We start from the raw sequence: 26,357 nt of genomic DNA, 5'->3' as shown, positions 1-26,357 counted from the left end.
TTGGATATTATCCGGTGACGGTTTTAACACGACTTGGAATTGGTAGTAGTGCTGCAGACGGTTTGGGTTTTCACCGTAACGGCCGTCGGTAGGGCGGCGCGATGGCTGCACATAGGCACTGCTCATTGGCTCAGGCCCTAAAGAGCGTAGGAAAGTTTGTGGGTGGAATGTACCCGCACCGACTTCCATATCTAGAGGTTGAACGATTGCACAGCCTTGCTGCGCCCAATATTCCTGTAGGGTTAGAATGAAACCCTGAAATGTTTTTACGTCGTGTTTCGTCGTCATGTCTACTTGTCTACTGCCGTCAGCTTTAATAGAAAATGGTTTCGATTATACCTTGTAGATCTCTGCTTATGTAGGTTATTTTTTACCTTCTTCGTTAAAACGTTAAGGTAGATAGGCCATGGAAGAAATCCGCTGTAATTGGGTCAGTGATGATCTCTTGTATCGTGAGTACCACGATAAGGTGTGGGGGCGTCCAGTTTATGATTCGAAGGAGTTGTTTGCAAAGCTCTGTTTAGATGGGCAACAAGCTGGGTTGTCTTGGATTACTATCTTAAAGAAGCAGCAAAACTACGAACAAGCTTTTGCGGATTTTGAGCCGGCTGTGATTGCAACTTTCGACGATGCTAAGGTCGAGGAGTTGATGGCTAACCCAGGCATTGTGCGTAATCGCCTTAAGATCCATTCGATTATTCGTAATGCAAAAGGCTATTTAGCCTACACTGCGGATGGCAAAGATTTTTCTGAATTTCTGTGGAGCTTTGTTGGTGGTAAGCCAATGGTGAATCAGTTTACTTCCATGTCGCAGGTGCCTGCGCAAACACCAGAATCAGAGGCAATGTCTAAGGCATTAAAAAAGCTCGGCTTTAACTTTGTTGGCCCAACGATTTGTTATGCTTTTATGCAGGCGGTGGGAATGGTGAACGATCATCTAGTTGATTGCATTGCCTATGATGCTTGTTGTGGTGGCAAATAAGTCACTAATCTAATTGAGTTAACATCCAAAATAAAAAGGCATGTTCCACGTGGAACATGCCTTTTGTTATTTCACCTTGTTGAGATTAGATTTTCTCGAAGAAGAAAGGCTTACGCTGTAGTTTGTTACCATTGAGTTGGTTCATCGACTCGGCATCGAACAACTTACCATTGACCATAGTGTAAGTGACTTTATCTGTGACTCGAATATCTGCTAATGGGTCGCCATCGATAACGATTAAATCTGCAAGCTTGCCAGTTTTAATTGAGCCAAGTTGATGCTCTAGACCGAAGGTGGTGGCAGAGTTGATAGTCGCAGTTTTCAACACATCCATATTGCTCATGCCGCCTTGGGCGAACATCCACATTTCCCAATGTGCGGCTAAACCCTCACGCTGACCGTGGGCGCCAATATTTGGATGAATGCCTAATTTATTAAACTCATTAGCGACTTTAGCAACATTGAAGTGGTTGTAGTGACTGTCTGGTGCATGGGGGCGACGCATTGAGCGAGCCTGCAAAATGTCGCTTGGCACATACATAGACAAACGAGGATGTGCCCACACATCGGTCTTATCGTACCAATAGTTTTCACCCGAAATACCGCCGTAGGCGACGACTAAGGTTGGGGTATAACCGACCTTAGTTTGGCTCCAGAACTGTTTAATATCGTTATAAATACTCGCCACGGGTAACGAGTGCTCTACGGTTGTATGGCCATCGGCAACCATGGTCAGGTTATGTTGTAGCAAGCTGCCACCCTCTGGCACGACCATCATTTCGAGTTTGCGAGCAGCGGCGATAACCTGTTGTCTTTGATTACGACGGGGTTGATTGTAGCTTTTAACACTAAAGGCGCCGACTTTTTTGAGTCGCTCTAAATGAAATTTTGCATCATCGAGTGAGTCAATATGCGAGGTGTAGCCGGGAGCGTTGGCACCATAAAGAATCGTTCCAGTGGAGAAAATCCTAGGACCAACGATGTTCCCCGCCTTTTGCTGTTCAGAGGCTGCAAAAATCTCAGTGGTATCGTTCGATGGATCATGGATGGTTGTCACGCCTAGGGATAAGCCAGAGTAGAGTGCCCAGTTTTGTTGTGGCACGATTTCATCATCGGCCTGGGCACCGTGGGCATGAGCGTCGAACAGGCCTGGCATAATGGACTTGCCACTAATATCGATAACTTGTGCATCCTTTGGAATCGCTGTATTTGCATCGCCAACGGCAACAATATGATTGTCTTTGACGATCACCACACCCTTATCGATGACTTGGTCATTTTCCATGGTGATCACTTTGCCTCCGACAAAGGCGACTGTTCCACGTGGAACATCGGCCTTTTCGGTAAAGCCTAAGTTGATAATACTTGGCTTGGCTTGCTCGTCCTTTTTGAGATACTGGGAATCAACATCAGCTTGGTACAGTTCAGGGCCAAGAGTCCAATAGAGTTGATTACTCTTGTTATTCCAGCTGATGCTTTCGCCAGCTCGCACACTTAATTGAGTGACTGGAAGATTGCTGGCGTTAGGACCCATTTCAACGGTTTCACCATGTTTAGCGAAGGGGGTGACCCATACTTTAAAACGTTCAGCAAAGGCCAGTTGTTCACCGTCGGGTGAAACTCTAAATTCGGTTGCGTGCTTACTGCTGTAGTGAACGCGTTTATCAAACCCATCTAGGTTAATTGAGGCAAGCTGAGGCGTGTCGTTTTCACCTGTGTTCATAAAGAAAATGCGGTCGGCTGAAGCGCCGAATTGTGCTTGATAACCCTCAGTGCTAATTTTCTTATTTTGTTTGGTTCTTAAATCGACCTTGTACAGGCCGGGTTCCTGCGACCAAGTGCGAGGTGTAAGGTGTCCACCTTGGGTTTTGCGATACACTACCAGTTCACCATTGGGTGAGAAGGTGGGCTCAACGTATTTGCCTGGCTCAGTGGTAAGTTGTTTCGCTTTTCCACCCTTAGCGCTGATCACTTGTACTGTGCCTTGGTCTTGGTCATTCCAAGTGGTGAAGACAATGTTTTTGCCATCACGTGACCACTGAGGATAGAGCTCTTCGATGTCGTTGCCTAACTCGGTTAAGCGCGACATCTTGCCATCGGGAAGGGACTTTAACCAGATCTTGCCTAATGTCTCGAAGGCGACCTTACTACCATCTGGGGAGACTTGCGCCATCCGCAGCATTTTTACATCGAATACATCTTTATCAATATCCTGTTTAAAGCGTACCGAAGGTTGAACATCTAATTGGGTTTTTACGCTGAAGGGAATATTGGTGACCGTTTTATTGGCAACATTGAGCCGATTGATTTTGCCTTTAGCCCAGAAAAAAATATCTTTGTTATCTTGGGTCCAAGCCATGGTGGGATAGACACCGTGTATTGCCCACGTCTCTTGCATATCGCGGTCTAAATCGCCGTACAGCTTTGTCGTTTCGCCAGATTTCAAATCGAGCAAATACAAGGAGGATTGGAAATCATCTCGCTTGATGTACGCCAGTTTGGTGCCGTCTGGACTCGGTGTTGGGCGAATGGCACCACCGGTTCCTTCAATCAAGATTTCAATATCACCCGTTTGGGTATCGTAACGCTTGATTTTATAGATGCCGTTTACTGAGTCTTTGGAATAATGGAAGGTTTTCCCCGGAGTGTCATCTTGGCTGAAGTAAATGTAACGGCCATCGGGTGAATAGGCTGGCTCACCTAAATCCTTTTCATCGTTAGGACGTTCGGTGAGTTTAACACCTTCGCCACCTGCGACATGGTAGAGCCAGACTTCACCAGCGCCTAAGCTCCGACTGGCGGTAAAATGTTTGCGACCGACTAAATATTGGGAATCAGGACTCCACGCTGGGCTGTTGAGTAAACGAAAGGTCTCTGTCGTGACTGTGCGAGGATTGCTGCCGTCGGCATCCATAATCCAAATATTGTCGCCACCATCTGCATCTGAGGTAAAGGCAATATGCTTACCATCCGGGCTATACACGGGCTGCATTTGCCAGGCTATGCCTTGGGCCAATGGTTTGGCTTCGCCACCCGTGACTGGGATTTGATAAATATCACCCAGTAAATCAAACACTAAATGTTTACCATCTGGGCTGACACTGATGTTCATCCAAGTGCCTTCGGTTACATCTATGGTCACTTTTTCTAGCGGGGCATTGGCTGGCGCATTGACGTCCCAACTGGTTTTTTGGGCGTCTGTTGCCTGTACTGTATGGGAACTAAGGCCAAGCATCATGGCGATATAAAGCGGTGTCAGCTTAGGTTTCAACATGTTATGTCCTGTTATCGTTATTCTAGGGCTTTGCTGTTATCGGATTAGATAAACTTTTGTTAATGCTGCGCTAAGTTATCGCACAAATACCCAGTAAGGAAAACGGAAATACTGTTTCAATTAATGACCGAGGGGAAAAACTGAGGCGGGTAAACAGTGGAGAGTAATGTGGCTTACTCTCCGCGAAGTATGATTAGTCTAATGTTACGGGATCGCCTATATGGATCATGGCGTCATTGATGACACGGCAGGTGATGCCGCCTCGCCAATCGGGAGTCAGTGCGAATTCCAAGCCTGCATGAGCCTGTTCCATCTTCTTGCAGGGATCGGTTTCACCAGTCACTTCGAGGCAGAGATCACCAATGCGGAGCTGCTTGCCAACATCAGCCGCCCCAAAACTATATCCATCGACTAATAGGTTTGCTCGGCGAGTCGTCCAAGGTAAATTTGCATCTATGCTCTGACAAGCTATTTGCCACTGCTGCAGTGACAGTACCGTGACTTGCCGTTTACCCGGGCGACCAAATACATCTTTTTCAACGCCGCTGTGCTGAGTGACATTCGCGCATAGCACTTCGTTCATTGGTCCGCGTTTAACCGTTTTGTAGGCGATAGCAACTAGTTTCGGCATGTTTGATGTCCTTATCCTAATGTCGATGCAGAGACTTAGAGTCCCTTTTTAATTAGATATTGATAGGGTGTTTGGCTGGTTTCACTGGCGATCAGTGTGTGGTCCATAAATTCGCAAAAGCTGGGAATATCACGTGTGGTCGCAGGATCATCTGCGATGATAAGCAGGGTTTCACCTTGTGCCATTTGTCTTACCGTTTTGCGCACCATCATTACTGGTTCTGGGCAGCGTAAACCAAGTGCATCCAGTTTGTGTTGTGCGGTTGAGAAAACGTCGTTCATGTGACCTCTAGTGAACGGTTAAACAGAATTGGCTAATGTTACTCCAGTGATTTGGATAAACCAAGTTGATGGCCTGAATTTGTGATGGGGCTGGAATTGCTCCAGCCGAGTTGATGTTTGCTTGTAACCATCGAAATGTTCCACGTGGAACAACATCATTATTCGGCGATTTTATCTATGATTGGTGCAGCAGATTCATGGGGGCAAGACTCTATGGTGTCGAGGTTCAGAGTCTCTATATTATTCATCTCAGTTTTTAAATCATTGGCCGCCGTCGCTGGTAACTGTGATTTGGCAGCTCGTGCGCGTTTGTAGCTATACATTTTTTGATCGGCTTTATGGATTAGGGTATTGGCATCATCGTAGTCGTAGGGACCAGTATCCACGATGCCAAAGCTTAATGAGATGTTATTCAGGTGGCGCTTGATATTCTGGTTAAAGCGTTCGATAAAATGATCTCTGGCTTGTTCCTCACGGCAGTTGGGCATGATGATACAAAACTCATCACCCCCATAGCGAAAACAATGGTCTTCCGCTCGGGTACTTTCCTTTATTGATTGAGCAACGGCTCTGAGTACTTCATCTCCCGCTCTATGGCCTTGGCTATCATTAAAGTGTTTAAAGTCATCCACATCGAGATAAATAACGCTAACGGGTTCGGCACGTCTTTGTGCAGCTCTTAGGATACGTGTGGCAAATTCCTGCAAGTGGCGCACGTTAAGCAAGCCGGTTAATGGGTCGGTTTGAGATAATTCTTCAAGTTGTTGTGTGCGCTCTTTGACTTTGCTCTCCATGCTTTGAGCGTAACGTTCCGCCTTGTCTTTGGCGTTCTCAATTTCAGAAACCAAGCTGCGAATATAAGTATCAAATACTAAGGTTACATCGAAAAGAACCAACTTGTCGATGGCGATTCTAATGCGTTCATTTTGAGCCGCGTCATTAACCGAGTTGTTAATCTCTGCATAAATCAGTTCTTTTAGGGTATGGACGGCTGAGAGGTAGAGTTTGGGTTCGACGCCGATGCGTTTGTGTACTAAGCCAATACGTAGGCGATTGTTTACATATTCTAAATCGTATACACCATTAAATAGGTCGAGCACATAGCGTCTCTGGGCTGTACGCAAACGAGCCAAGGTGTCGGAGTCACCAATCAACAACGCAATTTCAGATACACTGGTTTGCAGGCCATAGAAGTCATCAACGATTTTGTCTATGTTCGCTTCAATCACAGGCTTGAAGGATTGAAGCGCTCTGACATCCGCCAAGGTAAAAGAGAACAAGGATTTGCGAAAATCAATCTCAAGCTCAGTGATCCGCATTTGTTCGAAAAGCGTTTGCTCCGTTTGCAGCATAATAACTCCCTCATCGCGTAAATGATGAAAAGCATCCTTGCCTTTGGTTACGCCGTGTTATGACGGTTAAACGCGGATAAGTGCACTAAGGATATTTACCAAGTTAAGTCGAAAACTACCCGATTTTCAAATTGATGAGGCGGTGTGAGTAAGATTATTAATAGTGCGAGATGAAATGAGAGCAATAAAAAAGCCGGAACTGAGTCCGGCTTTTAAAGAGTGAGGCTTAGGGATTAAACGCGTTCGAAAACGGTCGCAATACCTTGGCCTAAACCGATACACATAGTGGCTAAACCTAAGGTCGCATCTTTGTGCTCCATCAGGTTGATCAGCGTTGTTGAAATACGTGCACCAGAACAGCCCAGTGGGTGACCCAGAGCAATCGCGCCACCGTTCAGGTTGATTTTCTCATCGACCACATCCAACAGGCCTAAATCTTTAACGCAGGGTAAAGATTGTGCGGCAAAGGCTTCGTTCAGTTCGATAACATCCAAATCATTAACAGTGATGCCTGCGCGAGCCAGAGCTTTTTGAGTAGCAGGTACTGGACCGTAACCCATGATTGCCGCGTCACAACCTGCAACCGCCATTGAGCGGATACGGGCACGGATTGGTAGACCTAAAGCGCGCGCTTTAGACTCTTCCATGACTAACATTGCTGAGGCGCCGTCAGATAATGCAGAAGAGGTACCGGCAGTCACTGTACCGTTTGCTGGGTCGAATACAGGACGCAGCGCCGCTAATGATTCCATTGAGGTTTCTGGGCGAATCACTTCATCGTGTAGTACTTTAATCAGCGCGCCGTTAGCATCATGGCCTTCGATGCCATAGATTTCCTTGGCAAAGCGGCCTTCAACAGTGGCCGCGTGAGCGCGTTGGTGTGAACGCACTGCAAAGGCATCTTGCTGCTCACGGGTAATACCGTGAAGCTTACCTAATATCTCAGCGGTTAAACCCATCATGCCAGACGCTTTGGCGACGTTATTGGCTAAACCTGGGTGGAAGTCCACACCGTGGTTCATTGGCACGTGGCCCATATGTTCAACACCACCAATGATAAAGGTGTCGCCCATGCCAGTCATGATTGCACGAGCGGCTTGATGGATTGCTTCCATTGAAGAACCACATAGGCGGTTGACTGTTACGGCGCCAGCCGTCTTTGGGATACCTGCCAGCAATGATGCATTACGGGCAATGTTGAAGCCTTGCTCTAGGGTTTGCTGCACGCAGCCCCAAATAACGTCTTCAATAGTATTGGGATCTAATTGCGGGTTACGCAGTAATAGACCTTTCATTAATTCGGCAGAGAGTGTTTCTGCACGTACATTACGGAACACCCCTGCCTTAGAACGGCCCATAGGAGTACGAATGCAATCTACGATAACAGCTTGTTTCATAATTAAACTCCTTTCCCGCTAATTAGGCTTGGTAGTAGCTACCGTTGTTGGCTGCAAGGGCGCGCATGGCGTCGGTGACTTGATACAAACCACCTAAGTGAGCGTATTTGTCAGCTAAGGCGACAAAGTTCGCTACGCCCATAGTATCTAAGTAACGGAATACACCACCACGGAATGGAGGGAAACCTAAACCATAGACCAAGCCCATATCCGCTTCGGCAGGTGATGCCACAATGCCTTCTTCTAAACAGCGAACGGTTTCGATAATCATTGGGATCATAGTGCGGGCGATGATTTCATCCGCATCGAATGCTTTTTGCTCACCAAAGGCAGCCTTCAGCAACTCGTAGCTGGTTGGGTCGACATCTTTCTTTGGCTTACCGCGGCTATCCACAGAGTAAGCGTAGAAGCCTTTACCATTCTTCTGACCGAGACGTTTGTTCTCGAACATCACGTCAATCGCGTCATTGCCGGATTTGCCCATACGATCGGGGAAGCCTTCAGCCATTACTGCTTGCGCGTGGTGACCAGTGTCTAAGCCAACAACGTCTAGCAGGTAAGCAGGGCCCATTGGCCAGCCGAATTGTTTTTCCATCACTTTATCGATAGCGGCAAAGTCACCACCTTCGGCGAGTAGGCCGTTAAAGCCGGCAAAGTAAGGGAAGAGTACACGGTTAACGAAGAAACCCGGGCAATCGTTAACAACGATTGGGGTTTTACCCATTTTGCTGGCGTAGGCAACAACAGATGCGATGGTTTCTTCTGAGCTGTGCTCGCCACGAATAACTTCAACCAATGGCATTTTATGGACAGGGTTGAAGAAGTGCATACCGCAGAAACGCTCAGGCTTCTTCATGCTCTTCGCGAGCAGGTTGATTGAAATAGTTGACGTGTTAGAGGCGATAATCGCATCTTCACTTACGTACTGTTCAACTTCCGCCAGTACTTGTGCCTTCACTTTTGGATGCTCAACTACGGCTTCGACAACCACGTCAGCATGTTTAACTGGAGCATAGTCTAAGGCTGGAGTGATGTTGTTCAGCACCTTAGCCATTTTTTCTGGGGTAGAGCGGCCGCGAGCAACTTGCGCAGATAACAGTTTGGCGGCTTCGCCTAAACCTAAATCTAATGCAGGTTGAGCGATATCTTTCATCACTATTGGCGTGCCTTTGCTGGCGCTTTGGTAAGCGATACCGCCACCCATGATGCCAGCACCTAATACGGCGGCGCTTTTCACATCTTTAGCGAGCTTGCCCGCTTTCTTAGCTTTGCCTTTGACTAATTGGTCATTCAAGAATATACCGATCAACGCCTTGGCTACATCGGTTTTCGCTAATTTGATAAACGCTTGATGTTCAATTTGCAGTGCGTCGCTGCGGCCTTTGGTCGCAGCTTGTTCGACTACACTGACTGCCGCCATTGGTGCTGGGTAGTGTTTACCCGCAACCGCAAACACCATGCCTTTAGCAGTCGTGAAAGACATCATGGCTTCTAGTTTTGGTAAGGTCAGTGGTGACATCTTACGTTGGCGACGGGCTTGCCAATCAAGCTTTTCTGCTACTGCATCTTTTAGCATCTGAATGGCGGCGGCTTCTAAAGCCTCTGGCGCAACAACGGCGTCAACTGCGCCTACTTTTAAGGCATCTTCTGGACGTTGATCTTTACCCGTGGTGATCCACTCAAGGGCGTTATCCGCACCAATCACACGTGGTAAACGTACTGTGCCACCAAAGCCTGGGATAATACCTAGTTTAGTTTCGGGTAGACCGATTTTGGCTGTGGTGTCGGCGATACGGAAATCCGTTGCCAAAATAGTTTCACAACCGCCGCCTAAGGCGAAACCTTTAATCGCTGAAGCGGTTGGGAAAGGTAAATCTTCGAGTTTGTTGAATACGGCGTTGGCCTGTTCAACCCAAGAGAGCAGTACCGCATCATCCTGTGCGAATAAGCCTAAAAATTCAGTAATGTCGGCACCCACGATAAAGGTATCTTTACCTGAGGTCAGCACTAAGGCCTGAATGTTTGATTGTTGTTTAATGCTATCTAATGCGGCATCGAGTGAGGCGAGTGTTTCTCTGTCGAATTTGTTCACCGAACCGGGTGCGTTAAAGCACAGCTTGGCAATATTATCCTCGAGTAACTCAACCTGAATTGTAGGACTTTGGTAGATCATTGCTTGCTTCCTTTTGGCTTAAAAGTGATACCCACCATTATCTGTTGGTGTTAGTACGACTCTCTATCTCACAGCAGCTTCGGCCATCATTTGACCAGTTGTGTGCCAGTGTGCTTCGAAATTCGATAAATTACAACACCCAATTTAAACGACTGTTTAATTTCTTGTCGGCTAGAGTGAATTTTCAGCTTTGTGATACACTGCACAAAGTGTAGAAGTGCCAGATTACGCCAAAGAGTACGTGGTGGGAATTTGTACTTTAGCGGTATTACTCGCTGGCTAAATGGATAATTTTATTTTTAGAATTAAAAGCATAGGCTTAAATCGAGAATTTGCTAACCTGCGACATAATAGGGCATAAGCAAAGGAAAACACTGAGCCTGTGTGGCTTAGTCAGATTTGCGGTTTTTTTATTAACGATCGTTCATTACAGGATATGACACATGGATCACTTGGCTCATCACTATCATGCCCACATCGCCGAGCTTAATCGTCGAGTCGCTGAAATTGTATCGCGTGAAGCATTATCAGGTTTAGTGATCCACTCGGGTCAGCCACATCGAATGTTTTTGGACGACATTAATTACCCTTTTAAAGCTAATCCCCATTTCAAGGCCTGGTTACCTGTGTTGGATAACCCTAACTGCTGGTTAGTGGTGAATGGCCGCGATAAGCCGCAACTGATTTTTTATCGCCCAGTGGATTTTTGGCATAAGGTGTCGGACGTGCCGGAGATGTTCTGGACCGAGCATTTTGAGATCAAGTTACTCACTAAGGCCGATAAGGTTGCTGAACTATTGCCTAGCGATATCACCAACTGGGCGTATTTGGGTGAGCATTTAGATGTGGCTGAGGTACTGGGTTTCACCAGTCGCAATCCTGACTCTGTGATGAGCTACCTGCATTTCCACCGCACTACTAAAACCGAATATGAACTCGAATGTATGCGCCGTGCGAACCAGATTGCGGTGCAAGGGCATTTAGCGGCTAAAAATGCCTTCTATAACGGTGCGAGCGAGTTTGAAATTCAGCAGCAGTATTTATCTGCCGTGGGACAGGGCGAGAATGAAGTGCCCTACGGTAATATCATAGCCTTAAACCAAAATGCGGCGATTTTGCATTACACCGCGCTTGAGCATCAAAATCCGGCGCGTCGTTTATCTTTTTTAATCGATGCGGGTGCCAGTTACTTTGGCTATGCGTCGGATATCACTCGTACCTATGCGTTTGAGAAGAATCGTTTCGACGAATTGATCGCTGCCATGAATAAAGCGCAGCTCGAACTGATTGATATGATGCGCCCAGGTGTGCGTTATCCCGATTTACACTTGGCGACCCATGGCAAAGTCGCGCAAATGTTGTTGGATTTTGAATTAGCCACGGGCGATGCCCAAGGCTTAGTCGACCAAGGCATTACCAGCGCCTTCTTCCCCCACGGACTCGGCCATATGTTAGGTTTGCAAGTGCATGATGTGGGAGGTTTTGCCTTCGATGAGCGTGGTACCCATATTCCGGCACCAGAGGCTCATCCGTTCCTGCGTTGCACCCGCATTTTGGCGCCAAACCAAGTGCTAACGATGGAGCCAGGTTTGTACATTATCGACACGTTACTCAATGAGCTAAAACAAGATAGCCGTGGTCAGCAGATCAATTGGCGCACCGTTGATGAGCTGCGACCTTTTGGTGGTATTCGTATCGAGGATAATGTGATTGTGCATCAAGATCGAAACGAAAATATGACCCGTGAACTGGGCTTAGCGTGAGTTTAGGGAGAGCGAGTGCTCGAAAGTTATCAGATACCGAGTGAAAATGTGCTGGTAGAAGAAGAGATAAAGCATAGTCGCTTTATCTCTTTTCTATTTCATTGCACGAGTTTAGAACAATTGAAGTTAGTACTTACTGACATAAAGCGAGATTATCCCGGCGCCAGCCATTACTGTTATGCCTTTATCGCTGGAGCGCCTAACGACAGTATTGCTATCGGTTCGAGTGACGATGGTGAGCCAGCGGGCAGCGCAGGTCGTCCAATGCTCGCGGTATTGCAAGGCGCAGATCTCGGTGAGGTCGGTGCCGTGGTGGTGCGTTTCTATGGCGGTACTAAGTTAGGTGTGGGCGGTTTAGTGCGTGCCTATACCTCGGGATTACGCCAAGGTTTAGGGCAATTGCCGACGCGAGTGAAGCAATTACGTTATCCGGCAAAATTGCATTGTGATTACACTCAATTAAGGGACGTTGAGCATTTATTGCAGCAGTTAGAGGCGGTGATCATCGATAAACAATTTGCCGAAGCCGTTGATATCCATTTTAAAATTGGCAAACAGCAGCAGGGCATATTGAATGAGTCGCTGGCAACTTTGAGTCAGGGCAGCCTGCGAGCAGAGTTTGAGCTGTGATGCCTGCGTAAATTGTGCCAAAATATGCAAAATGCTGAAAATACCTTTGCAGCCAATGGAATAATTGAACAAGCGGAATGCAATACAAAACCATAATAAGAATCATAGGTCTGCTAATCGGCCTGTTCTCCATCACTATGCTGCCGCCAGCCTTAATCGCCATTTGGTATAACGATGGCGGTGGGACTGCTTTTATTCAGGCATTTTTTGTCAGCTTATTTATTGGTTTTTGGCTCTGGTATCCCAATCGCCGCTGCAAAGAGGAATTGCGAACCCGTGAGGGGTTTCTGATTGTGGTCCTGTTCTGGACTGTTCTTGGCTCTATCGGTGCCTTACCTTTTATCTTCTCAAGCCAACCCGATCTTAGCTGGACCGACAGTTTTTTCGAATCCTTCTCCGCACTGACCACCACGGGAGCCACAGTCATTGTCGGACTGGACTCCTTGCCTAAGGCCATCTTGTTTTATCGACATCTGCTGCAATGGCTCGGCGGTATGGGGATCATCGTTTTAGCCGTGGCGATTCTGCCGGTTCTTGGCGTTGGTGGCATGCAGTTGTATCGCGCCGAGATTCCCGGACCTGTGAAGGACAGTAAGATGACGCCGAGGATTGCCGAAACGGCTAAAGCGTTATGGTATATCTATTTACTACTTACAATTGCCTGTGCTGGCGCCTATTGGCTGGCTGGAATGAGCGTATTCGATGCCGTGTGTCACTCGTTTTCGACCATCGCTATCGGGGGCTTTTCGACCCACGATGCCAGTATGGGATACTTCGACAGCTCAGTGATCAACCTGATTTGTGTGTTCTTTTTGATTGTCTCAGCGGTGAACTTTAGTGTGCACTTCGCGGCATTTTCGCGCCGTGGTATCAATTTTAGAGTCTATTTTCGAGACACCGAATTCAAGATGCTGGTGGCGATTCAGCTGGTGCTAACGGCGATTTGCTTCTTAACCCTTTATCACTCTGGGATTTATGACTCGCCAGAAGAAACCTTAGACCACGCTTTATTCCAAGCGGTTTCGGTGGCGACAACCGCCGGCTTTGGTACCGAAAGTTTCCATATGTGGCCGCTTTTCCTGCCTATTCTGTTGATCTTCTCAAGCTTTATCGGCGGTTGTGGTGGCTCTACCGCCGGCGGGATTAAGGTTATCCGGGTTATCCTGTTGCTATTGCAAGGTTCACGCGAACTTAAACGTCTCGTTCACCCTAAGGCGATGTTCTCGATTCGTATCGGCTCCAAGGCGTTACCTGACCGTGTTGTCGATGCTGTGTGGGGATTTTTCTCCGCCTACGCCTTAGTATTCGTGCTGTGTATGTTAGCGTTGATGGCCATGGGGCTAGACGATATTACTGCCTTTAGTGCCACGGCGGCCTGTTTAAATAATCTCGGCCCAGGTCTAGGGGAAGTAGCGAGTAACTACGCCAGTATTGGTGATGGCGCCAAATGGGTGCTGGTGGTGGCCATGTTATTTGGTCGTCTCGAAGTCTTTACCTTGTTGATTTTGTTCACGCCAACTTTCTGGAAGGATTGATATGCAAACATTAATAATCTATTCGACAATCGATGGCCAAACACTGGAAATTTGCCGCAAAATCAAAACGCTTGCCGAAAAAGCGGGTGAGCAGGTGTCGTTAGTAACCTTAGAACAGGCCGAAGCCTTAAGTCTTGCCGATTTCGATAAAGTGTTAATTGGTGCGAGCATTCGTTATGGCAAACATAGACCCGATCTTTACCAGTTTGTGAATCGCAACCATGCGGTGCTGGACAGTAAAATCAACGGCTTCTTCACTGTGAATGTGGTGGCGCGTAAGCCGTTAAAGAACACGCCAGAAACCAATCCTTACATGCAAAAGTTCCTCAAATTATCCCTGTGGCAGCCACAGCAATTGGCAGTCTTTGCAGGCAAGATTGATTACCCTAAATACGGCTTGTTCGACCGCACTATGATCCGTTTTATCATGTGGATGACGAAAGGGCCGACCGATCTAAAGGGCTGCTTCGAGTTTACCGACTGGGGTAAAGTCGAAGCCTTTGGAACGCACTTTAGCAAGCTATAAAAACAATAAAGCCCTAGTCTCAGCTAGGGCTTTATTGTTACTGCATGGGACGATTTATACGGCGCAGTAACGGCTGTGTAGAATGGAAATCACTTGGGTGACTTCTTCATTCTTAAGCTTGTAATACACAATCTGCGAGCTTTTACGGGTATCGACTAAGTCTTCGGCTCGCAATACCGCTAAATGCTGTGATAGCGCCGACTGACTCAAGGGGACCGTCGCATTTAGCTCGGTTACGCTCAGTTCTTTGTCCAGCAATAGGCACAAAATCATTAAGCGATAAGGATTCGCTATGGCTTTGAGCCATTTAGCCGCACTTTCCGCATTAGTTACCATTGCATTTACATCTATATCATTTTGCATAAGGTCACTCACTTTATCGCTTTTGATTAGATAATTCTAATTGAACATATTTCTATACGCAATCATACTGCTCAGCAATTCAGATCTCAATTTTTGCATTTAAGAATATGAGACAACGCTGATTTGTGATCCTATCAGGGGTTTATTTAACAGATGATTGCCACAATGGTGACATACTTTAACTGAAGGGGAATACCCCATGACACGCATTCTGGTGCTTTATTTTACCCGTGGTGGCCATACGGCCAAGATTGCCAATGCCATTGCCGACCAATTAATGTCTCGGGGAGCGCAAGTCGATCTCGTCGATATCAATAGTGCTGCCGCCACTTGTATTAATTGGCCCGATTATGATGTCGTTGCCTTCGGTGCCTGCGTACTCTATGGCACCTATGATAAGAGCGTATTCCAATTTATTGAGCAACATGCACCAGCTTTGAGTGCGTTGCCAAACAGTTTCTTCTGCGTTAACGTGGTCGCGCGTAATCCCGAGAAACGTATTCCTGAGAACAACAAATATCTGCAAAAATTCATTGCCTTATCACCTTGGGTTCCCGCCGATTTAAAGATTATCGCCGGTAAAGTGGATTACCCCTCATGGCCTTGGTACGACAGACTGATGATCCAGCTGATTATGAAAATCACCAAAGGACCAACGGATCCTAAGGCAGTGATCGATTATACCGACTGGGAAGATGTGAAGGTCTATGCCGACCATTTGCTGACCTTGGCCGAGGTTGCAGAACCTGCCTAATAAAAATGCGCTCAGTGAGCGCATTTTTATTTGATGACTGATACGACTAGTATTTCCAAAAACTGGGATGGAATAGTACGGCCACAGTTAAAATCTCTAAGCGGCCGAGCAACATCCCTAAAGAGAGCGCCCATTTAGCCAAGTCGGGCAGTGTCGAGAAGTTACCCGCTGGGCCAATAATGGGGCCAAGCCCTGGGCCGACGTTGGTGACTGCGGTAATAGCACCGGTAAAGCTGGTCATGGGATCGAGTCCCGTCAGCACCAGAATCACCGAGAGCCCAACAATCACAAACATAAAGAGCAGCACAAAAGTGATCAGTGAGCGCACAATATCTTCACTGATCAGGCGGTTGTTATAGCGCTCCCGGAAGATGCCATTGGGGTGACATTGCTGCTTTAACTGCTCGCGCATAATGGCGCCAGCAATTTGGAAGCGGAAGATTTTTATCCCACCCGAGGTAGAGCCTGAACAGCTACCGACAAACATTAAGAATAAAAATGCGATGTTAGCAAACGCACCCCAGGCGCCGTAGTCGGTTAAACCATAACCCGTGGTGGTGACCACTGAAACCACGTTAAAGCTGGAGAGGCGCAGCGCGTCGATAAGGGCGATATCCCTAGTTTGCCACAGCCAGAAGCCAATAAAACAAGACACAAAAGCAAGGAAAAACAAGAAGCCTTTGACTTGTGCATCGTTCCAGACGGTGAGATCTCGCTGCTGGATCATCTGCACAAACATCAGCAGGGGTAAACCGCCCGCCGCCATAAACACTACACCAACCCAATGGGCGGAATTTGAAAATGCCGCCATCGAGTTGTCTGAGGTTGAATAGCCGCCCGTGGATAACGTCGTCATCGCATGGTTAATAGCTTGAAACCAAGTCATGCCGGCAATATGGTAGGCAACGCAGCACATAATGGTCAGCAAGATATAGATAAAAAATAAATGTTTAGCCATGTTTTGAGTGCGGGGCACAGCCTTATCACTCCAATCCGATGACTCGGTGCGGAACAGCCGCATACCACCGACGTTTAAGAAGGGCAGAATCGCTACCGCCATCACGATAAAGCCAATACCGCCGAGCCATTGCAACAACGAGCGCCAGATTAAGATACTGTGGTCCATAGTATCTAAGCCCGAGAGCACGGTTGAACCTGTGGTGGTAATGCCTGACATGGTCTCGAAGAAGGCGTCTGTATAGCCAATGCCGTGGTACAAGGTAAAAGGCATGGCGGCAAACAGGCTCACGATCAGCCAGGTTAGGCTAGTGAGCAGAAACATATCGCGAATATTGAGGTTAATGGTTTTACTTTGGCCGTTATGCAAACAGAGGCTGGCGCAAATCCCAGTGACTAAAGCCGACAGCATGAAAGCGCCCACGGTTTCCTCACCGTTGAATACGGCAAGGAGCAGGGGCGCTAACATAAAGGCTGTTAACATCGACAGAAACAGTCCCAAAATAAACAGTAGCGGTCTAAAGTTCAGCATAAGATGATGACTTAGAAGAAGAAGGCGCTAGGTTGGAACAGTTTCTCGACTTCGCCGACAAACTTTTTGTTCACGAGGAACAGGATCACGTGATCCCCTTGTTCTATCACTGTCTTGTCGTGGGCCATCAGCACTTCTTCGTTACGCACTATGGCGCCAATGGTGGTTCCCGGCGGCAGCTTGATATCACCAATCGCCTTGCCAACAACCTTAGAAGTGCTGGAGTCGCCATGGGCAATGGCTTCAATCGCTTCGGCGGCGCCGCGGCGTAAGGAATACACGTTACAGATATCGCCTTGGCGGATGTGGGTCAGTAGGGCTGAAATCGTCGCCTGCTGGGGTGAAATCGCGATATCGATATTCGCTTCCTGCACAATATCCACATAGGCTTCGCGTTGGATCAACACCATCACTTTTTTCGCTCCCATACGCTTAGCGAGCAGGGCAGACATGATGTTGGCTTCATCGTCGTTGGTGACGGCAATAAACACGTCGGTTTGGTCGATATGTTCTTCGAGCAGCAACTCTTGATCTGAGGCGTCACCACAAAATACTGTAGTGTTTTCAAGCTGTTCTGAGAGCGTTTCGGCGCGTTCAAACTTATGTTCAATCAGCTTGACTGAGTGGGTGCGTTCGAGGCGTTTAGCGAGGCCTAAGCCGATGTTTCCGCCACCAGCAATCATGATGTTGCGGTAGGAGTTATCCAGCTTTTGCATCTCACTCATCACCGCGCGGATATGGCGACTGTCGGCCACGAAAAACACTTCGTCATCGGCTTCGATAATAGTCGTACCGCGGGGCATGATAGGGCGACCTTGGCGGAAAATCGCCGCCACCCTGGTATCAATATTTGGCATATGCTCGCGAAGCGCAGCCAAGGCATTACCGACCAAAGGTCCGCCGTAATAGGCGCGAACCGCAACCAAACTTAAGCGACCTTCGGCAAATTCGAGCACTTGCAGCGCACCAGGATATTCAACCAAACGTTGAATGTAAGCGGTCACTAACTGCTCAGGTGCGATAAGTTCATCGATCACAAAACCGCCGCGGGGGCGCCCCTCGCTATTCTTGGTTTCACTGTCGATAAATAATTTATCGCGCATCGCGAGATAAGGTTCGGAGCGAATACGGGCGATTTTAGTCGGTGTACCAAATAGGCTGTAGGCCATCTGGCAGGCGACCATGTTGCATTCATCGCTGTTGGTCACAGCAATCAACATGTCGGCATCTTCGGCGCCTGCTTCTTTGAGTACATCGGGGTGGGCACCATGGCCCGCCACGACGCGAAGGTCATATTTATCCTGCAGGGCGCGTAATCTGGATTTGTCACTATCGACTATGGTGATATCGTTGTTTTCACCCACCAAATTTTCGGCCAAGGTTCCCCCGACTTGACCCGCACCTAATATGATAATTTTCATGGCCTTGCTTACTTCCTAATGGGTCGCTTTCAATAAACGGGCGTAATAAAACCCATCCATGTTGTATTGTCCCGGCGTGATTTGCCAACCAATATCTTGGCTTGAAGCCTGCTGGGCAAGAGTGTCTAGCTTAGCATCTGCGGTTCTGGCTAAAAATGCACTAATTTGGTCTCGATTTTCCTGCGGCAAAATAGAGCAGGTTGCATACAGGAGTGTGCCACCGGGCTTGAGCCACTTCCAGCAGTGATCGAGAATTTGTCTTTGCAGCTCAGCCAGTTCTTCGATGTCATGGTTTTTGCGTAACCACTTGATATCGGGATGACGGCGGATTACGCCTGTCGCCGAGCAAGGCGCGTCGAGTAAGATACGATCAAACTGTTCGCCCTGCCACCATGAGTCGATGTTGGCCGCATCGCCATGAATAACTTCCGCTTTTAATGACAAGCGGTCAAGGTTCTGTTGCACGCGTTCCAGTCGTTTAGCATCGAAATCGACGGCGACCAGTTGGATGCTGTGTTCAAGTTCGAGTAAATGGCAACTCTTACCGCCCGGCGCCGCACAGGCATCGAGGACCAGTTCGTTGGCTTGCGGAGCCAGCAGGGTCGCTGCCCATTGGGCGGCGCCATCTTGCACCGATGCCGCACCTTCGTGGAAGCGCGGCAATGTTGCCACATCCTTGGGATGGGCAAGTAGAATGGCATCATCACTCAGGCCCGCACTCGCTTCTATCTCAAGTTCATTCAGGGCGGCAAGATATGCATCGCGGCTTTGGGAGAGGCGATTGTTACGTAGCCACATAGGTGGACGCTCATGGCTTTGCTGGATTATCTCTTGCCAATTATCGGGATAAGCGGCTTTTAAGCGTTTAATTAACCAGCCCGGCGTGTTGTAGCTTAAGGTCTCTGATTCAGTGCTTAGCGGCGTTAATTGGCGCTGAATATTACGCAGCACGCCATTGACGACCTTTACCATGCCCTCAAATTTTAACTGGCGACAGGCCTCGGCGGTTTCGGAGATGGCGGCATGGCTTGGAATGCGGGTGAAGTAAAGTTGATAACAGCCAACAATTAATAGCTGGTGGATGATCCTTTGCTTACCTTTCAGCGGTTTGGCTAAACATTCGGCCACGCGTTTTTCGATCTGCGGCAAGGTGCGCATCACGCCGTAGCAGAGCTCTGCGAGCAGGGCTTTATCTTTACCACTGGCAAGATGCTTTTGCTGTTCTGGCAGGGCAACTGAAAGTGACACGCCTTTCTCTAAGACTTCGAAGATGGCTTTGGCCGCCAGTGCACGCAAGTTCATCATTATTGCGCCTCGTTATGAAGACGAATGTTTGGGGTAAACCAATCGCCGCGGGCATTGAGTATGTCGGCCACGCTTAGTGGTTTTTTACCGGGTAATTGCATGCTGAGCAGAGTCAACACACCATCGCCGGTGGCGACTTCAATGCCTTTTTTACTGGCGCTGATAATAGTGCCTGGTGCGGCATTGCTGCTGGTGGTGCTGACTTGGGTCTGCCATACCTTGATGGTATTGCCTTGGTGTTCAAAGTAGCTTACTGGCCAGGGATTGAAGGCTCGAACTTCTTGCCACAATTGGGTCGCGGATTTAGTCCAATCGAGTCTTGCTTCTTCTTTACTGAGTTTTTCGGCGTAGTTGGCTAAGGCTTCATCTTGTTTTTCAGCCGCTAGAGTGCCGTTGGCTAAACCTTCGAGAGCTTGCAGTAGCGCGTTTGGCCCTTGCAGAGCTAACTTCTCGTAAAGGGTGGCAGAAGTATCATCATCTTCAATCGGCAAGTAGGTTTTCAGCAGCATGTCGCCCGTATCTAGGCCGACATCCATTTGCATGATAGTCACACCGGTTTCTTTATCGCCTGCCCACAACGCGCGTTGAATCGGCGCCGCACCGCGCCAGCGTGGCAGAATAGAACCGTGAACATTGATGCAGCCTAACCGCGGCGTGTCGAGCACTACTTTAGGCAGGATTAAGCCATAGGCGACCACCACCATAATATCGGCATTGAGGGCGGCAAGTTCTTGCTGCGCAGGTTCTTTACGCAGTGAGCCTGGCTGATAAACCGGAATGTCGTGGCTGAGTGCGAGTTCTTTAACTGGGCTGGCGGTGAGTTTTTTACCGCGTCCTGCGGGTCTGTCCGGCTGAGTGTAAACGGCAATCACATTGTGGTGTGAGCTGATCAGCGCCTGTAAGTGGCGAGCTGCAAAATCCGGTGTTCCGGCGAAGATGATATTGAGTGGTTTCAAATCTGATCCTAATGCTTATTTGGCGTCCTGTCTGGCCGCTTTTTCAAGTTTCTGTTTGATCCGTTGGCGCTTCAATGGCGACAGGTAATCGACAAATAACTTACCTTTCAGGTGATCCATTTCGTGCTGAATACAAATAGCAAAAAGCTCATCGGCTTCAACGGTGAATTCATTACCTTGTCTATCCAGTGCCTTGACGGTAACAAACTCGGCGCGGTCGACCTTGGCATAGATACCGGGGACCGACAGACAACCTTCTTCGTTACAGAAATCACCGCTACTGGTAATAATTTCGGGATTGATAAAGACTTTAGGACGATCGACCTCGTCTTGTAAATCCATCACGATCAGTTGTTTATGATAGTCGACTTGGGTTGCTGCCAGACCAATCCCTTTTTCTTGGTACATGGTCTCGAACATATCATCGATTTGCGTTTGCAACTCAGCAGTAAACTCTGTGATCGGGGTCGCTTGAGTTCGCAATCTTTCATCGGGAAAGCGTAAAACTTTTAATAGTGCCATACTTAAACTCTTAACAAGTCTGTCAAATCTCAATCAGTTGGTTATACTGACTGAGGCTAATGGGTTAATTTTAATCTTTAGTGCCTATCAATAACAGTAAAAGCTCGATTTAAGAGCTAAACAACATGGACCGCACCATGAAACGGCTAATTTTACTTGCGTTAATGACATTTAATTGCACGTTGGTTTCCGCTGATACTCTCACGCTGAAAGCAGGGCATCCCGAGTCATATGTGGTAAAGAAGGGCGATACCCTTTGGGATATCTCGGCAACCTTTTTAAGTGATCCGTGGAAGTGGCCACGTTTATGGGATGTGAACCCCCAAATTGCCAACCCTCATTTAATTTACCCCGGCGATCAACTCACTTTAGTCTTTATCGATGGCCAACCCAGATTAGTGCGTAATGGCACTGGTGAAGGAAAACCCCATATTCGCAAAACACCAGAGGGACGCGTGATTGCCAAGAGCAATGCGGTTCCTGCTGTAGACTTAGCTTTAATCCAAAATTATCTCGTGCAAAACCGTGTAGTGGATGCCGACTGGTTTGCAAAACAACCTATGGTACTCGCGGGGGAAAGCCCTTCACGTCACCATGTGGTTGGCGATGTGATTTATATCGATAGCGAACTGCCCTTGAACCAAAAGCTGGGTATGTATGAACGCGGCCGTGACTTCTTCAATAAGCAAACGGGTGAAGCCTTAGGGCAAGAAGCAATTCTGGCATCCACTGGCCAAGTTATTGAATCTGGTAAAGTGTCTAAGGTTAAGCTCCTCAGCAACTACCGTGAAACCAAGGCGGGTTTTAGGGCGTTACCGATGGAAGATGAAGCCTTAATGTCAGCCTATTTTACTCCAAAACCTGCAGAGCTTAAGACTCCGGCGACCGTGCTAGCTATTGAGTCGAAAATGCGCGAGGCGGGTAAGCTAAATGTGGTGTACTTAGATAAAGGCACGCAGGATGGTGTTGAGCCAGGTGAGGTGTTCTCGATTTACCGCGATGGCGAAGAAATTGTGATTAATAATGATGGTCAACCCGTACCTACGACCGAGCGCACCGCCTATGATAATGTGGTGGCATCACTGTCGTCAGATCGCGCCATCAAGATGCCCGATATTTACCATGGCAAACTCTTAGTCTTTAAAGTGTTTGATAAAGCGAGCTTAGGTTTGATTGTCTCGACTGAACGTTCTGTACGGGTCGACGATAAATTAATTGCGCCGGACTCCTTAGCCTTTAGAGGTGAATAATCCCTGAACATTTGGTCGATTGGTTAATTGTTAATGCGGTATCTGGGCTAGGACCCGCTCGGACACAACAATTATTAACGCACATGGATGTGGACGACCTCAGGCAAAGATTGGAGCATGAGAGACACTCGCTTCCTTTGTCTGACAATCTACTCCATAGCCTAGTCATTGATTATCAAAGGGTCGATGCTGCCCTCGAATGGCAACAGCAGTCTGAACTGCATCACCTCGTTTGTTTTACTGATCCCCTTTATCCTCCATTACTTAAACAGTTATCTGATCCTCCAAGCGTCTTATTTATCAAAGGCTGTGTTGAGGCGCTGTTGCTCCCATCGCTCGCGATAGTAGGGAGTCGTAATGCGTCTCCCGGTGGATTACAGGTTGCCTATCAGTTAGCTCGAGAGATGTCTGCACTAGGATTTAGCATCTGTAGCGGCATGGCGATGGGGATTGATGGCGCGGCCCATAAAGCGTGTGTTGACCGCGGAGGAAGAACGCTTGCCGTGCTGGGTACTGGGATTGATATCGTTTATCCGCGTCGACATAAGCAGCTTTATGAGGATATTCAGCACCAAGGCTGTATAATAAGCGAGTTTTGGCCGGATATCGGGCCATTTGCGGGCAATTTCCCGAAACGAAACCGCATTATTAGCGGTCTTTCTTTAGGTACGCTGGTGGTTGAGGCTTGCCGTAAGAGTGGTTCACTTATCACCGCTAGGTTGGCCATGGAGCAGGGGCGTGAGGTCTTTGCAGTTCCGGGCTCGATTCTTGGCGGCTTTCATCAAGGCTGCCATGATTTATTGCGGGACGGGGCAAAACTTGTGGAGAGTGCGGCCGATATAGTGGAAGAGCTGGTAAGTTTGACGGCTTTTCACCTTGAAGAAGTCAACACTCGCCACCATATAGAGCAAGGTGAGATTAGTGATTTGCCATTTTCATCGCTGTTAGCTAGTGTAGGTTATGAAACTACAACAATTGATGCTGTAGTCGAACATAGTGGGAAAACGATAGATCTGGTGTTAGAACAAATGCTTGAACTTGAGTTGCAAGGTTGGGTTGTTGCAGTACCCGGTGGTTACGTCAGAGTAAAGAGGAGCTAGCCATGTTTGATATCCTCATGTATCTATTTGAAAACTATGTTCACAGTGAAGTTGAACTGTTAGTGGATGAAGACGAGTTAACCAAGGAACTCACTCGTGCTGGTTTCCACCAGTCAGAGATTTTGAAAGCCTTAACTTGGTTGGAGCGTCTGGCTGAGTTGCAGGAAGGAGATAAGCCTTATCTGTGCAATCATGATCAGCATTCATTTCGGATTTACACCAAAGAAGAAATGGAAAAGCTGGACGTGGAATGCCGTGGATTCCTGCTATTTTTAGAGCAAGTTAAAGTGCTGAATGTCGAAACCCGTGAGATGGTGATCGACAGAGTCATGGAACTCGATGAGCCTGCCTTGATCCTCGAAGATCTTAAGTGGGTGATTCTGATGGTGCTCTTCAATGCGCCCGGCCATGAGTCCGCTTATGAGCAAATGGAAGATTTAATTTTTGAGCAGCCTGAAGAAGGTCGGCTACATTCTTAAGCGTTGCGATGTGATGAATAATGAGAAAGGAGGCTAGCCCTCCTTTTTTGATGATTTAAGGCGTTGTTTTTGTTTTATTTATTTAAATTATTGCCACATATTGACCACAGTGCTGTTTTTGACAACAAAAAGCCCACGCTGATGTGGGCTTTTGTTTTGCAGTAAATGCTTGCTGCTAAGTGCGGTTAAGTGGTTGATTTTGTGGTTTTGATATTCTGCTTATCTGCAGGTTTACTCCCTCGCGACTTACTCTTGGAGGGACAACGGTTCGTTGAATTTCTTCAATGCTAACGAATATGTGTCCACATTCATCATTATCGCATCGATAGGTTTTTTCTCTGGTTAATAGGGTGATTGCTCGTGTTCGTCTCAGCAGTGCGCGGCTGTCACAATGCGGGCAGGTAATACCAGCTCCGCGCGCTGAGCTCTTGCGAGTGGTTTTCTTTGGTTCTTCTGACATCATACCCAACTCCTAATTGACTGCGTGCAATCATTCTAAAGGGTGACTATGGGGTTATATACACAAGACATTGCCGCTATTTAAAAATTTTCTCCTCTGTGGCCAACATAGTCATTGCCGTCTTTGCTGCAGGTGCTGTTATTCCGATGAGTCATTTTCATCGCTGACATCTGCCACTTCACTGTTTTTAACTTCTAGTTCTATCCCTGTGGTGTAACCCATGTCGTTGATATTGTGCTCGACGCGGGTAAGTATCCAGGCGCTGTTATCAATGGGCGGTTTGAAACCGCTGACGCTAACCGGTTGCTCAGGGAATAGCTCTGGCCTGCCCATGGCTAAGGTGATGGTGAAGGTAGCTACGCCGCGTTGCAATTTATCCCACATGGCACGGGCTGCGCGCTCAGCGTTCTGCTTGTTGGCATAGATATGGCGCAGGGTTTTGACGTTGTCGTTACTGCCGACCATGATCTCTTTTTCACCGACGGTTATCGTTATATCGTCTGGCTTGGCTGCTTTTGGCTTTTTCGCTTTAACAGTCTGGCGCTTAGCGCCTTTATCGTTTTGCCAGTATGCGACGACTCCTGAGTAGGCATCGCGATCGGCTACACCAAAGTGATGGCTATCGCCCGACTGGCGAGTTATTTCAACACCCTCTAGCGCCATACCGCTAGCGGTGTTCGATTGTCCCGCTTGCAAAAAGAGTAAGTTGCCGTTTTTTACCGTGGCAATAGCGTCAAATTGCTCAGCGAGGCGGGTTAAGAAATTGGCATCCGACTCGTTAGCTTGGTCAATATGTTCGATAACTTCAGCTTTGAGCTTGTCGCTAATTTTGGCTTTAAGCTGATGCCGCGCTGCAATCGTATCGATAATGCTGCTGATATTTTGCTGGTGATAGCTTTGCTCGCGGCTTTGTTGCAAGGTGCCGCGCATATCGGCGGATTTACCGCGAATGGTTAGGCTGTCCGGCGGGCCACTGTGCTCAAGTTCGTCAATGGTGTATGTGCCTTTATCAACCAGCGCGCTGCCCTTCCAGCCAATACGCACTTGCATGCTAGCGCCCTTGGGTGGCATCGCCAGTTCGCCATCTGCGTCATCGAGCTGCACTTCAACAGTATCGGCTTCAAAGCCGCGATTATCCGTGAGGCGCAGCGACATAAGTCGCGATTTCACTTTGGGGCTGATATCAGTGCCGTTGACTAGAATTTGAAAATCTGGCGTTGGCTGGTCGCCACTGGCCAGCGGGTTAAACTGCTCTAGGAGGCTCACAAGATCCCCCTAATCAGTTTACTGATGCCCATGCCTATCAAGTTCTCGTTGGCGATAAGGCTAGTGTTCTTTTCATCCACCCGCTTTAGTTCAATAGTGAACTCGATTCGCCGTGCGGCGCCATCGCTAAAAAACTCACTGCGGCCTTTGCTGATTTTCTCGATCACAAAAAAGCCTGTCACAGTGCCGCGCCCTTCAATCAGTGGGTAAGCTTTACCGGTGTCGGCCATTTTACGCAGCGCCTCTAGGCTGAGCTCTCCACCCGTGATTTCTGGCATTAGCACGCCAGATAGCGTTAGCGTTTCATCGCCAACCCCCAAGAACTGCGCGGATGGACGCGCACCAACGCGGCTGTTGGTTGGGTGGCGCCATACCATGTCATGCTGTGATGCTTGATATGGCACAGTCAGCCGGCTAAATACAAAAAAGCCGAGTGTCATCATCATAA

General features: G+C 48.0%; 25 protein-coding genes. 9 read left to right on the top strand and 16 right to left on the bottom strand.

The window, feature by feature from the left end; all coding sequences use genetic code 11:
• Positions 1–288, bottom strand: a 288-nt coding sequence (locus tag ACK5NH_RS07365; RefSeq protein WP_416918786.1) for a glycine--tRNA ligase subunit alpha, incomplete at its 3' end; no start/stop codon positions are given.
• 118 nt (positions 289–406) lie between these two features.
• On the opposite strand from ACK5NH_RS07365, the gene ACK5NH_RS07360 reads away from it, so the two are divergent.
• Complete coding sequence (locus ACK5NH_RS07360; RefSeq protein ID WP_416918784.1) at positions 407–982, top strand: DNA-3-methyladenine glycosylase I; 576 nt, start codon at positions 407–409, stop codon at positions 980–982.
• Positions 983–1,067: 85 nt separating this feature from the next.
• On the opposite strand, the gene ACK5NH_RS07355 is transcribed toward ACK5NH_RS07360, so the two are convergent.
• The 6 genes from ACK5NH_RS07355 to fadB all read right to left on the bottom strand — a co-directional run bounded on the left by ACK5NH_RS07355 (position 1,068) and on the right by fadB (position 10,090).
• The gene (locus ACK5NH_RS07355) at positions 1,068–4,256 is read right to left on the bottom strand and encodes an amidohydrolase family protein (RefSeq protein WP_416918782.1); all 3,189 of its coding nucleotides are present in this window, start codon (positions 4,254–4,256) and stop codon (positions 1,068–1,070) included.
• 193 nt (positions 4,257–4,449) lie between these two features.
• On the bottom strand, positions 4,450–4,887 hold the full coding sequence (locus tag ACK5NH_RS07350; RefSeq protein WP_416918780.1) for an MOSC domain-containing protein: 438 nt from the start codon (positions 4,885–4,887) through the stop codon (positions 4,450–4,452).
• Between the two features lie 35 nt (positions 4,888–4,922).
• Positions 4,923–5,168 carry a sulfurtransferase TusA gene (gene tusA, locus ACK5NH_RS07345; RefSeq protein WP_011620849.1) on the bottom strand — a complete coding sequence of 82 codons (246 nt, stop codon included), beginning with the start codon at positions 5,166–5,168 and terminating at the stop codon, positions 4,923–4,925.
• Positions 5,169–5,326: 158 nt separating this feature from the next.
• Positions 5,327–6,520, bottom strand: coding sequence for a diguanylate cyclase domain-containing protein (locus ACK5NH_RS07340; RefSeq protein WP_416918778.1), 1,194 nt, complete (start codon positions 6,518–6,520; stop codon positions 5,327–5,329).
• Positions 6,521–6,753: 233 nt separating this feature from the next.
• A complete protein-coding gene (fadA, locus tag ACK5NH_RS07335; RefSeq protein WP_416918776.1) occupies positions 6,754–7,917 on the bottom strand; it encodes an acetyl-CoA C-acyltransferase FadA in 1,164 nt (387 codons plus the stop codon).
• A gap of 22 nt (positions 7,918–7,939) precedes the next feature.
• A complete protein-coding gene (gene fadB, locus ACK5NH_RS07330; protein WP_089066599.1) occupies positions 7,940–10,090 on the bottom strand; it encodes a fatty acid oxidation complex subunit alpha FadB in 2,151 nt (716 codons plus the stop codon).
• 443 nt (positions 10,091–10,533) lie between these two features.
• Here fadB and pepQ point away from each other — a divergent pair, with 443 nt between their 5' ends.
• The 4 genes from pepQ (at position 10,534) to hemG (ACK5NH_RS07310) (ending at position 14,544) form a co-directional block, all read left to right on the top strand.
• The gene (gene pepQ / locus ACK5NH_RS07325) at positions 10,534–11,853 is read left to right on the top strand and encodes a Xaa-Pro dipeptidase (protein WP_416918774.1); all 1,320 of its coding nucleotides are present in this window, start codon (positions 10,534–10,536) and stop codon (positions 11,851–11,853) included.
• 15 nt (positions 11,854–11,868) lie between these two features.
• A complete protein-coding gene (locus ACK5NH_RS07320) occupies positions 11,869–12,483 on the top strand; it encodes a YigZ family protein (RefSeq protein WP_416918772.1) in 615 nt (204 codons plus the stop codon).
• Between the two features lie 77 nt (positions 12,484–12,560).
• A complete protein-coding gene (locus tag ACK5NH_RS07315) occupies positions 12,561–14,018 on the top strand; it encodes a TrkH family potassium uptake protein (protein WP_144346140.1) in 1,458 nt (485 codons plus the stop codon).
• A gap of 1 nt (position 14,019) precedes the next feature.
• On the top strand, positions 14,020–14,544 hold the full coding sequence (gene hemG / locus ACK5NH_RS07310; RefSeq protein WP_416918770.1) for a menaquinone-dependent protoporphyrinogen IX dehydrogenase: 525 nt from the start codon (positions 14,020–14,022) through the stop codon (positions 14,542–14,544).
• Between the two features lie 54 nt (positions 14,545–14,598).
• Here hemG (ACK5NH_RS07310) and ACK5NH_RS07305 read toward each other — a convergent pair whose 3' ends face one another.
• Complete coding sequence (locus ACK5NH_RS07305) at positions 14,599–14,907, bottom strand: ArsR/SmtB family transcription factor (RefSeq protein ID WP_011620859.1); 309 nt, start codon at positions 14,905–14,907, stop codon at positions 14,599–14,601.
• Between the two features lie 199 nt (positions 14,908–15,106).
• Between ACK5NH_RS07305 and hemG (ACK5NH_RS07300) the strand changes: the two genes are divergently transcribed.
• Complete coding sequence (gene hemG / locus ACK5NH_RS07300) at positions 15,107–15,661, top strand: menaquinone-dependent protoporphyrinogen IX dehydrogenase (protein ID WP_416918768.1); 555 nt, start codon at positions 15,107–15,109, stop codon at positions 15,659–15,661.
• 46 nt (positions 15,662–15,707) lie between these two features.
• On the opposite strand, the gene ACK5NH_RS07295 is transcribed toward hemG (ACK5NH_RS07300), so the two are convergent.
• From ACK5NH_RS07295 to def, 5 genes are read right to left on the bottom strand one after another with little or no spacing between them, the layout of a single operon-like run.
• The gene (locus tag ACK5NH_RS07295) at positions 15,708–17,150 is read right to left on the bottom strand and encodes a TrkH family potassium uptake protein (protein WP_416918766.1); all 1,443 of its coding nucleotides are present in this window, start codon (positions 17,148–17,150) and stop codon (positions 15,708–15,710) included.
• An 11-nt stretch (positions 17,151–17,161) separates the two neighbouring features.
• On the bottom strand, positions 17,162–18,571 hold the full coding sequence (trkA, locus tag ACK5NH_RS07290; RefSeq protein ID WP_011620862.1) for a Trk system potassium transporter TrkA: 1,410 nt from the start codon (positions 18,569–18,571) through the stop codon (positions 17,162–17,164).
• A gap of 15 nt (positions 18,572–18,586) precedes the next feature.
• Positions 18,587–19,873, bottom strand: a complete 1,287-nt coding sequence (rsmB, locus tag ACK5NH_RS07285; protein WP_416918790.1) for a 16S rRNA (cytosine(967)-C(5))-methyltransferase RsmB — start codon at positions 19,871–19,873, stop codon at positions 18,587–18,589.
• Between the two features lie 2 nt (positions 19,874–19,875).
• Complete coding sequence (fmt, locus tag ACK5NH_RS07280) at positions 19,876–20,832, bottom strand: methionyl-tRNA formyltransferase (RefSeq protein ID WP_416918764.1); 957 nt, start codon at positions 20,830–20,832, stop codon at positions 19,876–19,878.
• A gap of 15 nt (positions 20,833–20,847) precedes the next feature.
• Positions 20,848–21,354, bottom strand: coding sequence for a peptide deformylase (gene def / locus ACK5NH_RS07275; protein ID WP_416918762.1), 507 nt, complete (start codon positions 21,352–21,354; stop codon positions 20,848–20,850).
• 125 nt (positions 21,355–21,479) lie between these two features.
• On the opposite strand from def, the gene ACK5NH_RS07270 reads away from it, so the two are divergent.
• The 3 genes from ACK5NH_RS07270 to ACK5NH_RS07260 all read left to right on the top strand — a co-directional run bounded on the left by ACK5NH_RS07270 (position 21,480) and on the right by ACK5NH_RS07260 (position 24,183).
• A complete protein-coding gene (locus ACK5NH_RS07270; RefSeq protein WP_416918760.1) occupies positions 21,480–22,604 on the top strand; it encodes a LysM peptidoglycan-binding domain-containing protein in 1,125 nt (374 codons plus the stop codon).
• 83 nt (positions 22,605–22,687) lie between these two features.
• A complete protein-coding gene (gene dprA / locus ACK5NH_RS07265; RefSeq protein WP_416918758.1) occupies positions 22,688–23,704 on the top strand; it encodes a DNA-processing protein DprA in 1,017 nt (338 codons plus the stop codon).
• A gap of 2 nt (positions 23,705–23,706) precedes the next feature.
• Positions 23,707–24,183, top strand: a complete 477-nt coding sequence (locus ACK5NH_RS07260) for a DUF494 family protein (RefSeq protein WP_011620868.1) — start codon at positions 23,707–23,709, stop codon at positions 24,181–24,183.
• Between the two features lie 175 nt (positions 24,184–24,358).
• Here the strand turns inward: ACK5NH_RS07260 and ACK5NH_RS07255 are convergent, their stop codons facing one another.
• The 3 genes from ACK5NH_RS07255 to ACK5NH_RS07245 all read right to left on the bottom strand — a co-directional run bounded on the left by ACK5NH_RS07255 (position 24,359) and on the right by ACK5NH_RS07245 (position 26,355).
• Complete coding sequence (locus tag ACK5NH_RS07255; protein WP_416918788.1) at positions 24,359–24,643, bottom strand: ogr/Delta-like zinc finger family protein; 285 nt, start codon at positions 24,641–24,643, stop codon at positions 24,359–24,361.
• Between the two features lie 138 nt (positions 24,644–24,781).
• The gene (locus tag ACK5NH_RS07250; protein ID WP_416918756.1) at positions 24,782–25,909 is read right to left on the bottom strand and encodes a phage late control D family protein; all 1,128 of its coding nucleotides are present in this window, start codon (positions 25,907–25,909) and stop codon (positions 24,782–24,784) included.
• Entirely contained in the window at positions 25,906–26,355 is a 450-nt protein-coding gene (locus ACK5NH_RS07245; protein WP_416918754.1) for a phage tail protein, read from the bottom strand. The genes ACK5NH_RS07250 and ACK5NH_RS07245 overlap by 4 nt, the downstream gene beginning before the upstream one ends.
• Between the last annotated feature and the right edge of the window lie 2 nt (positions 26,356–26,357).

It is taken from the genome of Shewanella sp., from assembly GCF_047975355.1.
GTDB lineage: Bacteria > Pseudomonadota > Gammaproteobacteria > Enterobacterales > Shewanellaceae > Shewanella.
This window is presented reverse-complemented; position numbering and strand designations above follow the sequence as displayed.

What these genes read in the sequence shown, in the direction of transcription:
- ACK5NH_RS07355 (WP_416918782.1), bottom strand. Translation starts at nt 4,256, where the DNA reads ATGTTGAAACCTAAGCTGACACCGCTTTATATCGCCATGATGCTTGGC.
- tusA (WP_011620849.1), bottom strand. Translation starts at nt 5,168, where the DNA reads ATGAACGACGTTTTCTCAACCGCACAACACAAACTGGATGCACTTGGT.
- trkA (WP_011620862.1), bottom strand. Translation starts at nt 18,571, where the DNA reads ATGAAAATTATCATATTAGGTGCGGGTCAAGTCGGGGGAACCTTGGCC.
- ACK5NH_RS07260 (WP_011620868.1), top strand. Translation starts at nt 23,707, where the DNA reads ATGTTTGATATCCTCATGTATCTATTTGAAAACTATGTTCACAGTGAA.
- hemG (WP_416918770.1), top strand. Translation starts at nt 14,020, where the DNA reads ATGCAAACATTAATAATCTATTCGACAATCGATGGCCAAACACTGGAA.
- ACK5NH_RS07350 (WP_416918780.1), bottom strand. Translation starts at nt 4,887, where the DNA reads ATGCCGAAACTAGTTGCTATCGCCTACAAAACGGTTAAACGCGGACCA.
- fadB (WP_089066599.1), bottom strand. Translation starts at nt 10,090, where the DNA reads ATGATCTACCAAAGTCCTACAATTCAGGTTGAGTTACTCGAGGATAAT.
- ACK5NH_RS07340 (WP_416918778.1), bottom strand. Translation starts at nt 6,520, where the DNA reads ATGCTGCAAACGGAGCAAACGCTTTTCGAACAAATGCGGATCACTGAG.
- ACK5NH_RS07255 (WP_416918788.1), bottom strand. Translation starts at nt 24,643, where the DNA reads ATGTCAGAAGAACCAAAGAAAACCACTCGCAAGAGCTCAGCGCGCGGA.
- def (WP_416918762.1), bottom strand. Translation starts at nt 21,354, where the DNA reads ATGGCACTATTAAAAGTTTTACGCTTTCCCGATGAAAGATTGCGAACT.
- ACK5NH_RS07295 (WP_416918766.1), bottom strand. Translation starts at nt 17,150, where the DNA reads ATGCTGAACTTTAGACCGCTACTGTTTATTTTGGGACTGTTTCTGTCG.
- pepQ (WP_416918774.1), top strand. Translation starts at nt 10,534, where the DNA reads ATGGATCACTTGGCTCATCACTATCATGCCCACATCGCCGAGCTTAAT.
- rsmB (WP_416918790.1), bottom strand. Translation starts at nt 19,873, where the DNA reads ATGAACTTGCGTGCACTGGCGGCCAAAGCCATCTTCGAAGTCTTAGAG.
- ACK5NH_RS07270 (WP_416918760.1), top strand. Translation starts at nt 21,480, where the DNA reads ATGGACCGCACCATGAAACGGCTAATTTTACTTGCGTTAATGACATTT.
- dprA (WP_416918758.1), top strand. Translation starts at nt 22,688, where the DNA reads ATGGATGTGGACGACCTCAGGCAAAGATTGGAGCATGAGAGACACTCG.
- fadA (WP_416918776.1), bottom strand. Translation starts at nt 7,917, where the DNA reads ATGAAACAAGCTGTTATCGTAGATTGCATTCGTACTCCTATGGGCCGT.
- ACK5NH_RS07360 (WP_416918784.1), top strand. Translation starts at nt 407, where the DNA reads ATGGAAGAAATCCGCTGTAATTGGGTCAGTGATGATCTCTTGTATCGT.
- ACK5NH_RS07305 (WP_011620859.1), bottom strand. Translation starts at nt 14,907, where the DNA reads ATGCAAAATGATATAGATGTAAATGCAATGGTAACTAATGCGGAAAGT.
- ACK5NH_RS07245 (WP_416918754.1), bottom strand. Translation starts at nt 26,355, where the DNA reads ATGATGATGACACTCGGCTTTTTTGTATTTAGCCGGCTGACTGTGCCA.
- ACK5NH_RS07315 (WP_144346140.1), top strand. Translation starts at nt 12,561, where the DNA reads ATGCAATACAAAACCATAATAAGAATCATAGGTCTGCTAATCGGCCTG.
- hemG (WP_416918768.1), top strand. Translation starts at nt 15,107, where the DNA reads ATGACACGCATTCTGGTGCTTTATTTTACCCGTGGTGGCCATACGGCC.